Raw genomic sequence first — 11,228 nt, forward strand, 5'->3', positions numbered from 1 at the left:
TGGTCTGGGTGGCTCGTGGGCTGTGCTCGTGGGCTGTGCTCGTGGGCTGGGTGGCTCGGGTGGTCTGGGCGGTGCGGTTGCGGATGCTGCGCCTCGTGGAGGTCAGCGGGCCCAGCCGCTATAGCTCTCGCCGACGACCCGGGGGGATTTCTGCGAGGAGGAGGGACGCGCGCCGCCCCGGCCCTCGTTGGCCAGCCCGGCGGCCGCGGCCCGCACGATCCAGCCGTTCACCGACAGCCCGGTGGCCGCGGCCGCGTCCTCGATCAGGCCCTTGAGACTCGACGGCAGCCGCAGGTTGATCCGCACCATCGCGGCGTCGTCGCCCTCGGCGAGGGGCAGCCGCACATCGGCGGGGACCGCGGGGCCGGGCTCGGCCTCGGGCTCGACCGCGGCCGGCGGCGTCACGACGAACCCGGCGTTCCCGCCGCGCAGCCGGACGTCCACCGACCCCGGGGCCAGCGCGGCGGAGATCTCCTCGGCGGCCGCGGACAGCGCTTCGAGCAGCGTGAGACGCACCGCGGCGTCGAGCGGCGGCAGCAGGCGGTCGGCGAGGTCGCGGGCCTCCTCACCGCCGACCTCGGCCGCTGTCGTCAGCTCCCGCCGAAGGTGTTCGACGTACTGGGTGAGTTCCATGGCTCAAGTGTGGCACCACTTTGGTGCCATTGGCAAGCCATCTTGGCTCAGACTGGCTCATCCCCAGCTCATGAGTGGTGCCATCGTCGGCGTCATTGGCGCCACAGAGGTGCCACCCCGATGTTTCACGCGAAACATCCCTCACAAAATGACCGGCGCCGGGAACGCGAAAGCGGCTGCCAGACACCGTCTGACAGCCGCTTCCAGCCGACTACCTCAACCGACTACCTCAAGCGACTACCTCGATCGACCGCCTCGGTCGACCTCAGCGCAGCTTCGCCAGCTTCTCGAACATCCCGTCCAGCCGCTCCACGAACCGCTCCGGCCGCGTGGCCTCGTCCAACCGGGCCTCGTCGATCTCCAGCCCGGCCTCGGCGGCCTCCTCGCGCAGCGTCTCGCGGAAGGGGCGGCCGGTCTCCCAGGTCTTCATCGACGCGCGCTGGGTCAGCGGGTAGGCCTGGGTGTCGCGCTCCAGGCCCATCTCGACCAGTTCCAGCAGCACCGTCGAGCTGTAGACCAGGCCGCCGGTGGAGTCCAGGTTGACCCGCATGCGGTCGGCGTCGACGACCAGTCCGCTCATCAGGCGGATGGTCAGGTTGAGCATGTAGTCCAGGGCGATCGAGGCGTCCGGCAGGGCGATGCGCTCGGTGGAGGAGTGCGAGATGTCGCGCTCGTGCCACAGCGGGATGCCCTCCATCACCGGCACGATCTGGCCGCGGGCGATACGCGCCATGCCGGCCAGCCGCTCGGAGATGATCGGGTTCTTCTTGTGCGGCATGGCCGAGGAGCCCTTCTGCCCCTTGCCGAACGGCTCCCACAGCTCGCGGACCTCGGTGCGCTGGCCGTGCCGCACCTCCAGGGCGATGGCCTCCAGCACGGTCGCCATGATCGCGATCGCCGACACCCACTCGGAGACCCCGTCGCGCAGGATCACCTGGGTGGAGACGTCGGCGGCGGTCAGGCCCAGCTTCTCGGCCACGAAGGTCTCGATCCCCGGGTCGATGTTCGAGTACGTGCCGACCGCGCCGGAGATCGCCATCACGCCGACCGCCTCGCGGGCCCGGCGCAGCCGGTCGCGGGAGCGGGCCACGCCGAAGGCGAAGTCGGCGACCCGGTGGCCCCACACGTCCGGCTCGCCGTGGATGCCGTGGGTGCGGCCGACGCGCAGCGTGGCGCGGTGCGCCAGCGCGTGGTCGCGCAGCACCGCGACCAGCTTGTCGGCCTTGTCCAGCAGCAGATCGGTGGCCTCGGTGAGCTGCAACGCCAGCGCGGTGTCCAGCAGGTCCGAGGAGGTCATCCCGAAGTGCACGTACGCGGCGGCTTCGCGCGGCTCGGTGTTATCGGCCCAAGCCGACAGGAAAGCGATCACGTCGTGCTGGGTGACCGCCTCGATCGTGGCGACCGCCTCCGGGGTCGGCGGCGCGGCGTTGCGCACCGGCTCCACGGCCGACTCCGGAATCGTGCCGGCCGCCGCGTGCGCCTCCACGACCAGCGTCTCGACCTTCGCCCACAGCTCGTACTTGTGGGCCTCGGACCAGACACGGCCCATCTCGGGCAGGGTGTAGCGCTCGATCATGGCGGCGGCCTTCCTGGGAGTCGGCGGGAGGTCTTGACACCCGATTCTCCCAGGCTGCCGCACACCTTTGTAACCGTCGCAGGTCAGGGCCGGTGTGATCTGGGTCCTAGTGACTGGCCAGGTCCTCCCCGACGTGAAGCGAGTCGCTGCAATCACCGATCGGCGTGCGCCGCTCGAACCGGGCCTGCCCCGGGACCACTGACCTGGCGTAAGAACGCAGCTTCGCCAGGACCGCGGGATCCTTGATCGCCGAGTTCCGGATCCAGTCGCTGCTGCCCCTCGGGTCGGCGGGGTCGGGGGCCGAGGGGTAGATCTGCGTGTAGTCCCGCAACATGCGCGGGTCGAATCCGGGTCCGGCCATGAGCTCCGGCGACCAGTCGCCGTGGGTCTGGATGAAGGTCGGCTGCATGGTGTCGAAGACGTAGTCGCGCAGCCCGGTCGGGTTCTTGTCGTGCAGGTAGTCCGCGACCTTCGCGTCGACCAGGCCCGCGGTGTCCCGCAGCCGCAGCCGGCTGGTCAGCGCGGTCCCGCCGAGGTCGGGCAGCAGCAGGCTGCCCTGCTCGACCCCGGCGATGTCCGCGAAGGAGTTGAACAGCTCGCCGTTCTCGTTGGCCACCACGCACAACGGGACCACCGGCCGCGCCGCGCTGTCCGACAGCATCGGCCCGGTGACGCCGTAGGCCAGGTACAGGGCCCCGGCGAGCGCCCCGGCCAGCCCGGCCCGCCGTCGCAGCCCCGGCAGGACGATCAGCCGCGCGGTGCAGATCGCGGTGGCCAGCGCCGCCAACGGCCAGACCGGCGTGGAGAACCGCAGCTGTCCCATCCAGTCCTGGTTCAGCACGCAGTACGCCACCAACGCCAGCGCCAGCGGCACCAGCACCGCGGTCATCGGCCGCCGCACCGCCGGCACCGCCGCCAGCCCGGCGGCCACCACCGCGATCGCCACCACCGAGAGCACCGGGCCGGGGTACTGCAACACGTCCGAGACCCGGTTCAGATCGGAGACCGCCGGGCTCGCCTGGGCCTTGGCCACCGCGGTGTTGGGCAGCCAGCGGCCGAACTCGAAGCGGCGCCAGAGCACGTAGACGCCGTACAAGCCGACGGCCGGTCCGAAGTAGTACGCACCGGGCCGGATCGTCTCCCGGATCCGCTGCCGATCCACCAGCAGCAGGACTACCGCCGGATAGACGGCGAAGTAGATCAGGCCGTCCGGCCTGGTGAGCGCGGCCAGGGCGACCAGCACCCCGGCGACCACCGCGGTCCGGCGGGACAACAGCCGATCCGGGTCGGCCACCACCGCGCGCAGGAGCAGTACCGCCAGGCTCGTGACCAGCAGCGCGTAAAAGGAGTTCTCCAAACCGGAGAACGTCCAGATGACGAACGCCGGCACGAAGCCCAGCGCCGTCCCCGCGACGGCGGTGACCACGGCGGCGATCCGGCGGCTCGGCAGGGCGGCCACGGCCGCGGCGTAGAAGCAGATCAGGATGCCGATGACGCAGAGCAGCGCCAAGGCCTTCGGGAACAGGACATAATCGGGCACCCCGAACCACGCGCCGTGGTCGAACAGGCCGAGCAGTCTCCCGATCGCCAGCAGCGCGACCCATGTGGGGTCCGAGTAGCCCTCCACCGGAGGCGCGCCCGCCTGCACCACCGGGCCGTGGCCCTCGGCGAAGCTGCGCGCATAGGCGAAGCTGATCCCGGCGTCGTCGACGATCCACCGGCCCAGCCGCGCGCCCTGGATCCCCACCACGAGCGCCGACCAGGTGACAGCCGCGACGCCGACCCAGTCGCGTCTCAGCTTACTGACGCCCGTTCGGCCCCATCCCCGTATTGTCTTCACGACTGGGTGACGGCGCTAACTTGTTCGAGGTTGGCTACGAAACAGTAACGCTTGCTATTTCTGCGAATGGATCAGCGATTAGCGGGTAATTCGCGCCAGCCAATCAGACAATCTGGAGACATCTCCGATATCCGCGAGCGCGGCGGCCATATCGTGAATAGGCACGGGATCACCGGCCATATCCCGCAGCACCGGTCCGTCCAGCCAGTCCAGGCCCCACGCCGCCAGCCGCGCCTCGACGAGCCGAACCGCCAGATAAGCCGCGAGGCTGTCGGTATCCGGCTCCGAGGAATGCGCGGGTTGGAGATCATCGGATTCTCCCAAGCGCGGCCCCGGGATCATCGCGGCCCACCGGCCGCCGCCGCCCCGCGCTTCGCCGCCGCCCACTTCACCGCCGCGCGTATCAGTACCCAGTGGTTCCCCGCGCCGCGCGCCGGGCACCCCGGCCTCGGCGATCAGGGTGCGTATCCGCTTGGCCGCCGGATGCTCCTCCGGCATCGCCGCCGCGCGCCGCACCAGCTCCGGCTCGGTGACCGAGGTGACGTACCGCTCCCAGGTCACCGTCCGCTCGATCCGGCGCCCCTCGAACAGCTCCGCGGCCATCCGCGACGCGTGGGCGTCCACGTCGCCGGGCTCCTCCAGCAGGTCACACGCGGGCCGCTCGCTCAGCCGGGTGGCCAGCGCGCCGGCCATCCGGTCCCGCCGGCCCAGCGAGGTCAGCGCGCCGACCAGGGCGAGGTTCAGCCCCACCGGGCAGTAGCCCGACTCCCACGCCGGCTGCGCGAGCCGGGTCAGCACCCGGTCCCAGCCGGCGGCGGCCATGTTGATCTGTTCGTGGGCGTAGGCCCGGGCGGCCGGCTCGATCATCCGGGAGGCCGCCACGGCCTCCCAGGCCACGACCCGCTCCAAGGACTCGGCACGGGCCTCGAAGTACCCTGCCATCCGGCGCCGCCACCCCGGGAACACGTGCGGCGACCGGCCGGGCCGGCCGTGCAGCGCGCCGATGCTCCGGGTGGCGAAGGCCCGAGCCCGCACGATCCGCTCGTCCCCGGCCGCCGCCATCCCGGCCACCAGCGGCGCCAACAGCCCCCGGAGTTCGCTGACGCGCAGCCACCACAGGAACGGCGCGCCGATCACCAGCACCGGGCCGCCGGGCCGCGGATCCAGCCAGGCGTCGCAGTCCGGGGACAGCTCGATGCCGGCCGGGGTCGGCACCTGGAGTTGCAGCGCCAACTGCCGGACCAGCAGTTCCAGTTCGGGGGCGGAACCGCCGGCCAACTGGACGGTCTTCGGAGGCAGGACCGCGCTCCGATACAGGCGGATCGCCGGCAGCGCCCACAGCGCGCACACCACCCCGGCCGCCGCTATCGTCGCCGGCCCGACGCCGTCCCAGCCGCGCATTCGGGCCAGGCCGACGAGCGCCGCGAAGGCCGCGGCGGCGCTCAGGGCGTAGGCCGCTATCACCCACGCGCGGACACGCAGTAGCGCGCGAGCCGCTCTGTGAGCGCTCACCCGCGCTGTGGTCGCAGTCACCGTGCTGATGGATCCCCCAAGCGTCCAGGCCGCTTACGAGCCTGTTGCGAAGGCTAGCGCGAATCACCGACAGCGGTTAGCGACGTGGCTTGAATACACACTTTCGGATGGCGGGGTAAGGGATCCGTGCCTCAGCGTGACGTATCAGGCAGCTGTTTCAGCGGCCTTTTCTGCAATGTCGGTGCGGTGCTGCGCACCGGCGATACCGATGGCCGCCAAGCCCTGGTACGCCTTGGCGCGGGCGGCCGCCAGACCGTCCGCGACCGCGGTCACCGCCAGGACCCGGCCGCCGACGGTGACCAGGTCGCCGTCCGCGTTCCGGTTGGTCCCGGCCTGGTTCACCGCGGTGCCCAGCCGCTCGGCGGCCTCGACCCCGGTGATGACGTCGCCGGCGCGCGGGGTCCCCGGGTAGCCGGCGGCGGCCAGCACGACGGTGACGGAGGCGCCGTCGCGCCACCGGGGCGCCGGGGCGGCGGCGAGCGTGCCGGTCGCGGCCGGGAGCAGCAGCTCGGACAGCGGCGATGCGAGCATCGCCAGCACGCTCTGGGTCTCGGGGTCGCCGAAACGCGCGTTGAACTCCACGACGCGCAACCCCTTGGCGGTCAGCGCCAGACCGGCGTAGACCAGCCCGGCGAAGGGGGTGCCGCGCCGGCGCAGCTCGTCGACCAGCGGCTGGATGACCGTGGCGACGACCTCTTCGGTCAGGCCCGCCGGCGCCCAGAGGAGCGGGCAGTAGGCGCCCATGCCGCCGGTGTTGGGGCCGGTGTCGCCGTCGCCGATCCGCTTGAAGTCCTGCGAGGGCATCATCGGGACGACCGTGGTGCCGTCGGTGACGCCGAACAGCGAGATCTCGGGGCCGTCGAGGTATTCCTCGATCACCACCCGGCCGCAGGCCCGGGCGTGCGCCAGGGCGGCGTCGCGGTCCTCGGTCACGACGACGCCCTTGCCGGCGGCGAGGGCATCGTCCTTGACGACATAGGGGAAGCCGGCGAACTCGTCGAGCGCCTTGACGTATTCGTCCTCGGTCTGGCAGACATAGGACTTGGCGGTCGGGATGCCGGCGGCCGCCATGACCTCCTTGGAGAAGGCCTTCGACCCCTCCAGCAGCGCGGCGGCCTTGGACGGCCCGAAGACCGGGATCCCCGCCTCGCGCACCGGATCCGCGACCCCGGCCACCAGCGGCGCCTCCGGCCCCACCACGACCAGGTCCACGTCGAGCTCCACGGCCAGGTCCCGCACCGCCGCCGGGTCCATCGCGTCCACCGGCCGCAGCTCGGCGACCTCGGCGATGCCGGGGTTGCCGGGCGCGCAGTAGAGCGCGGTGACGGCGGGGTCGGTGCTGAGGGCGCGGGCGAGGGCGTGCTCGCGGCCGCCGGTGCCGATGACGAGGACCTTCATGGTCGTTAGGGTACCGGCGGGGGAGATAGACAGGCTGGACTGTACAGTTTAAACTGAAGGTATGGACGCGAAGGCTGAGACGAACTCCACGACCGGCACCTCGGGCTCCGCAGCGGCCACCTCCGCGCCGGCGGCCGTCGACCCGGCGGCTGCGGACCCGGCGTACGCCGCGCGCGAGCTGCGTGTACTGGTCGGCCGCCTACGCCGCCGGCTGCGCGAGGTGGACGACGTCCACGAACTGACCGCCTCGCAGCTGGCCGTCCTGGGCCGCCTGGACCGCGACGGCCCGGCCTCGACCAGCGACCTGGCGAAAGCCGAGCACGTCCGCCCGCAGTCCATGGCCGCGACCATCGCCGCCCTGGACGAGCGCGGCATGATCGCCCGCCGCCAGGACCCCGCCGACGGCCGCCGCCAGCTCATCGAGCCGACACCGGCGGCGGACGACGCGGTACGCGGATCGCGGCAGGCCCGCGACGAGTGGCTGGAGTGCGCGCTGCGGGAGCGGTTCTCGGCGGAGGAGTTGGCGACGGTGGTAGCCGCCCTGGGATTTTTGGAGCGCTTGAGCGAATGACACAGACCACACCCCACCCCACGGACTCCGCACTTCCCGCACCGCGCAGGTCCCCCGATCCGGCCACCGCGGGTCCGGCCGCCGCTCTGGGTGATCCGGCTCTGGGTGATCCAGCTCCCGCCGCACCCCCGGCGACCCCGGCCTTCAACCACCGCCTGATCGTCCCGCTCCTGCTCGGCGCCACCCTCAACCCGATCAACTCCTCGATGATCGCGATCGCGCTGGTGCCGATCGGCGCGGCCTTCGGCGCCTCCCCCGCGTCTACCGCGTGGCTCGTCTCCTCGCTCTACCTCGCGACCGCTATAGGGCAGCCGGTGATCGGGCGGCTCGTCGACCGTTTCGGGGCCCGGCCGCTGTACCTCACCGGGGCCGCGCTGGTCGGCCTGGCCGGGGTGATCGGGACGGCGGCGCCGTCGCTGAGCGTGCTGATCGTGGCGCGAGTACTGCTCGGCTTCGGGACCAGCGCCCAGTTCCCCGCAGCGATGCACACGGTGCGCGGCGAGGCTCAGCGCACCGGTCTGAAGACGCCTAGCGGAATCCTTACAGCGCTCTCCATATCCGCGCAGAGCACGATGGTCATCGGACCGACGCTCGGTGGCGCGCTCGTCAGCGTCGGCGGTTGGCGCTTCGTGTTCGCCATCAACATCCCGCTGGCGTTGGTCTGTATAGCGCTCGGCACGCGGAGTCTGCCTAAGAGCAAGACCGTGCCTAACGAGAGCCGGATCGACCTGGTGGGCATGGCACTGTTCGCCGCCATGTTGACCAGCCTGCTGCTGTTCCTCATGAACCTGAGTGTCGACAACCTGTACCTGCTCGCTGTCGCCGCTGTATTCGCCGCAGTGTTCGCCCGTGTAGAGCTCCGTACCGGGGAACCCTTTATAGACCTGCGCATCTTCGGCGGGAACACCCCGCTCCTGGTCACCTACCTACGCCAGACCCTCACGTACATCCTCACCTACAGCTTCATCTACGGATTCACGCAGTGGCTGGAGGAGGGACGCGGCCTCAGCGCTTCTGAAGCGGGACTGGTCGTCCTGCCGACGTCCCTCACGGCGATCGTCGTGGCGTGGTTCAGCGGACGACGCAGCGGGATCCGCAGCAAGCTGATCGTGGGCACCGCGTCGATCATCGCGGCGTCCGGGGGACTGCTGATCCTTAATAGGGCGAGCGCTATATGGGTCCTCCTAGCCGTGGGCCTACTAGCGGGCGCCACTCAGGGGATGAACGGGCTGGCCAACCAGAACGCCTTGTTCCGGCAGGCGGACGCGGCTCGCATGGGCACAGCGGCGGGACTTCTGAGAACCTTTCAGTACCTCGGCGCCATCCTGTCCTCGGCCGCCGTGGCGATCGTCTTCCGCACCGGGGCGTCCTCGGGCGGGCTGCACGAGCTGGCCGTCGTCATGATCGGCTGCGGTGTGCTGCTGCTCGCGGTGGTCCTCGCCGACCGCTCGCTGTCCCTGCGCACCACGGACCGTGAACCGACCCGATAGGAACCCGCGACATGGCGCTGGCCACCCTGGATCCGAAGACCGCACTCGTCCTCATCGACCTGCAGCGTGGCATCGTCGCGCCGCCGGCGGTCCCGTACACCGGTACCGACGTGGTGGCGCGCGGCAAGGAACTCGCGGACGCGTTCCGTGCCCACGGGCTCCCGGTCGTCCTGGTGAACGTCGCCTTCTCGCCCGACTTCGCCGACGCTCCGCAGGGCCGGGACGACGAGACGCCGGGGCCGGGGCCCGACTCCGCCGAGGGCGAGGGCGAGGGCGAGGGTGCGGGTGCGGGTGAGAGTGACGACGAGGGCTTCCCCGCCGACTTCGCGGTCATCGTCGACGAACTCGGCGCGCAGGACGGCGACATCCGCGTCACCAAGCATCAGTGGGGCGCCTTCCACGGCACGGACCTGGACACCCAGCTGCGGCGCCGGGGCGTCACGCAGATCGTCTTGGCCGGCCTGGTCACCAGCCGCGGGGTGGACACCACCGCGCGGGAGGCGTACGCGCACAACTACAGCGTCGCGTTCGCGGTCGACGCGATGGCCGACCGGGGGATCGAGGTGCACGAGAACGCCGTCGAGCGCATCTTCCCGCAGATCGGCCAGCGTGCCACCACGGCAGAGGTTCTGGAGACGCTTGCCAAGACGCGCGCCTAAAGCAGATCTACCAGTAGATCTACTACAGGAGTTCTCCAGCGGATCCTGATCCGCTTCAGGAGCTCTCCAGAGGCTCTGTCACTTCCTGGAGAAGCCCGTAGCAGAACCGGGCACGGCGCCGCGCTGTAGCGCCGTGCCCGTCGTCGTATCCGTACTCGCTCTGCCAACGCGTTGGGGCGTCCTCAGGGAGATGCCGGACCCGCGGATACATCCGCTCCAGGTCCCCGACCACGTACTGCCACGGCTCCAACGCCTGATCCGTCGGCGGCGCCGGGGGTTCCGTATCAGGAGCCCGTACCAGCCACTCCTGCCATACCTGTCCGCCAGGCCCGACCACGATCTCGAAGCGCAGCTCCGGCCACACCGGCAGGATCCAGTGGTACAGCCGGCTGACCAGGTCCCCGGTCCGCAGATCCGCCTCCTCGTCCGCCGGACCGAGAAGCGCCCTAAAGCGTTCCGGACCGCGGGGTGCGGCACGCGACCGTACATAGCGCTGCCACCACGCGTTCGCATCGCGCATCTCAGTGACGGTGAAACCCAGGCCCTGCCGTGCGTGCTCCACCAAGCCTGGTTGGTAGTCGGCCATCCGGCGGAGCAGAACCAGCTGGAACTCCGAACGCGAAATCACCTCGCGAGCTTAGTCCGGGACACCCACACAGCGACCGCGCCAGTACGAAACTCCGGGCGAGACAAGCGGCGCTCTGGCAAGGCGCACCGATCAGGGCCGCCCCTTCGGCAGCTCCGGCGGCTGCCTCCGAGGCGGCCCGCCCGCGGCCTCACCGGGCTCCGGCGCACGCCGTGGCTGCGGCGGCTCAACCCGCCGCAGCTCCCCCGGCCGCGGCGCCCGGCCCGACTCCGTCGGCCCACCATCGCGCGGCTCCGGGCTCCCCGGCCGCGGCACCCACTCGGTCCCGGGCGCCGGGGCGCCACGCTGCGCCTTGCGCGAACGCTCAGCCTCAGCCCGCTCCCGCCGCGATACCTTCCGCGGCTGCGGCTGCGGCTGCGACTGCGGCTGTTCGGCATCGGGCCGCTCGGCTCGCCGGGGAGCCTTGCGCGGCTCGGGCGTCTTCCCAGCCTGCTTCGCCGCGCGGCGCAACCGCCCGGACCCCGGCTCCGATCGCCCCTGCTCGCCAGGCGCCGGATCGGCAGGACGCCACAACCGCGCCGAGTCCGCGCCACCGACCGGCTCCGCACCCCGCGCCGGCTTCCCCGAGCGCTCCGACTGCCGCGGACCCGCCTGCCGCCGATCCGCGTCCTCGCCCCGCCCCGGCTTGCCGGCTCGCCGCAACCGCCCGGAACCCGACTCGGGCCCCGAATCAGCAGCCTGCCGTCGCTCAGCCTCCCGCTCACCTCGCGCCGGATCTCCGGCCCGCCGAAGCCGTTCGGGACCGGTCAGCGACCCCGAACTTCCCTCGGGCCGCATGCCTGCCCGCTCACCACCCCGCGCCGGTTCTCCGGCTCGCCGCAGTCGCTCGGGACTCGTCTCCCGCCCCGACCCCGCTGCCGACCGCCGCTCAGCATCCTGCCG

Annotated in this window: 9 protein-coding genes; 3 read left to right on the forward strand and 6 right to left on the reverse strand. The window is 71.5% G+C overall.

What is annotated here, in order from left to right; all coding sequences use genetic code 11:
- Positions 1 to 102: 102 nt before the first annotated feature.
- The 5 genes from IZR01_RS11790 to purD form a co-directional block, all read right to left on the reverse strand.
- A complete protein-coding gene (locus IZR01_RS11790; protein ID WP_194923817.1) occupies positions 103 to 633 on the reverse strand; it encodes a type II toxin-antitoxin system TacA family antitoxin in 531 nt (176 codons plus the stop codon).
- 265 nt (positions 634 to 898) lie between these two features.
- Positions 899 to 2,209 carry an adenylosuccinate lyase gene (gene purB / locus IZR01_RS11795; protein WP_194896481.1) on the reverse strand — a complete coding sequence of 437 codons (1,311 nt, stop codon included), beginning with the start codon at positions 2,207 to 2,209 and terminating at the stop codon, positions 899 to 901.
- A 106-nt stretch (positions 2,210 to 2,315) separates the two neighbouring features.
- The gene (locus IZR01_RS11800) at positions 2,316 to 3,956 is read right to left on the reverse strand and encodes a hypothetical protein (RefSeq protein ID WP_194923818.1); all 1,641 of its coding nucleotides are present in this window, start codon (positions 3,954 to 3,956) and stop codon (positions 2,316 to 2,318) included.
- A 171-nt stretch (positions 3,957 to 4,127) separates the two neighbouring features.
- Positions 4,128 to 5,561, reverse strand: a complete 1,434-nt coding sequence (locus IZR01_RS11805; RefSeq protein WP_194923819.1) for a M48 family metalloprotease — start codon at positions 5,559 to 5,561, stop codon at positions 4,128 to 4,130.
- 165 nt (positions 5,562 to 5,726) lie between these two features.
- Positions 5,727 to 6,980: a phosphoribosylamine--glycine ligase gene (gene purD / locus IZR01_RS11810; RefSeq protein WP_194923820.1), complete on the reverse strand. Its 1,254-nt coding sequence runs from the start codon at positions 6,978 to 6,980 to the stop codon at positions 5,727 to 5,729.
- 61 nt (positions 6,981 to 7,041) lie between these two features.
- Here purD and IZR01_RS11815 point away from each other — a divergent pair, with 61 nt between their 5' ends.
- The 3 genes from IZR01_RS11815 to IZR01_RS11825 are packed head-to-tail and all read left to right on the forward strand — an operon-like array spanning position 7,042 to position 9,700.
- Complete coding sequence (locus IZR01_RS11815; RefSeq protein WP_194923821.1) at positions 7,042 to 7,551, forward strand: MarR family winged helix-turn-helix transcriptional regulator; 510 nt, start codon at positions 7,042 to 7,044, stop codon at positions 7,549 to 7,551.
- Positions 7,548 to 9,041 carry an MFS transporter gene (locus IZR01_RS11820; RefSeq protein ID WP_194923822.1) on the forward strand — a complete coding sequence of 498 codons (1,494 nt, stop codon included), beginning with the start codon at positions 7,548 to 7,550 and terminating at the stop codon, positions 9,039 to 9,041. The genes IZR01_RS11815 and IZR01_RS11820 overlap by 4 nt, the downstream gene beginning before the upstream one ends.
- An 11-nt stretch (positions 9,042 to 9,052) precedes the next feature.
- Complete coding sequence (locus IZR01_RS11825) at positions 9,053 to 9,700, forward strand: isochorismatase family protein (RefSeq protein WP_194923823.1); 648 nt, start codon at positions 9,053 to 9,055, stop codon at positions 9,698 to 9,700.
- Between the two features lie 55 nt (positions 9,701 to 9,755).
- Here IZR01_RS11825 and IZR01_RS11830 read toward each other — a convergent pair whose 3' ends face one another.
- Entirely contained in the window at positions 9,756 to 10,328 is a 573-nt protein-coding gene (locus tag IZR01_RS11830; RefSeq protein WP_228555194.1) for a hypothetical protein, read from the reverse strand.
- Positions 10,329 to 11,228 lie beyond the last annotated feature (900 nt).

The organism is Catenulispora pinisilvae (assembly GCF_015356865.1).
GTDB lineage: Bacteria > Actinomycetota > Actinomycetes > Streptomycetales > Catenulisporaceae > Catenulispora > Catenulispora pinisilvae.

What these genes read in the sequence shown, in the direction of transcription:
- IZR01_RS11790 (WP_194923817.1), bottom strand. Translation starts at nt 633, where the DNA reads ATGGAACTCACCCAGTACGTCGAACACCTTCGGCGGGAGCTGACGACA.
- purB (WP_194896481.1), bottom strand. Translation starts at nt 2,209, where the DNA reads ATGATCGAGCGCTACACCCTGCCCGAGATGGGCCGTGTCTGGTCCGAG.
- purD (WP_194923820.1), bottom strand. Translation starts at nt 6,980, where the DNA reads ATGAAGGTCCTCGTCATCGGCACCGGCGGCCGCGAGCACGCCCTCGCC.
- IZR01_RS11815 (WP_194923821.1), top strand. Translation starts at nt 7,042, where the DNA reads ATGGACGCGAAGGCTGAGACGAACTCCACGACCGGCACCTCGGGCTCC.
- IZR01_RS11820 (WP_194923822.1), top strand. Translation starts at nt 7,548, where the DNA reads ATGACACAGACCACACCCCACCCCACGGACTCCGCACTTCCCGCACCG.
- IZR01_RS11825 (WP_194923823.1), top strand. Translation starts at nt 9,053, where the DNA reads ATGGCGCTGGCCACCCTGGATCCGAAGACCGCACTCGTCCTCATCGAC.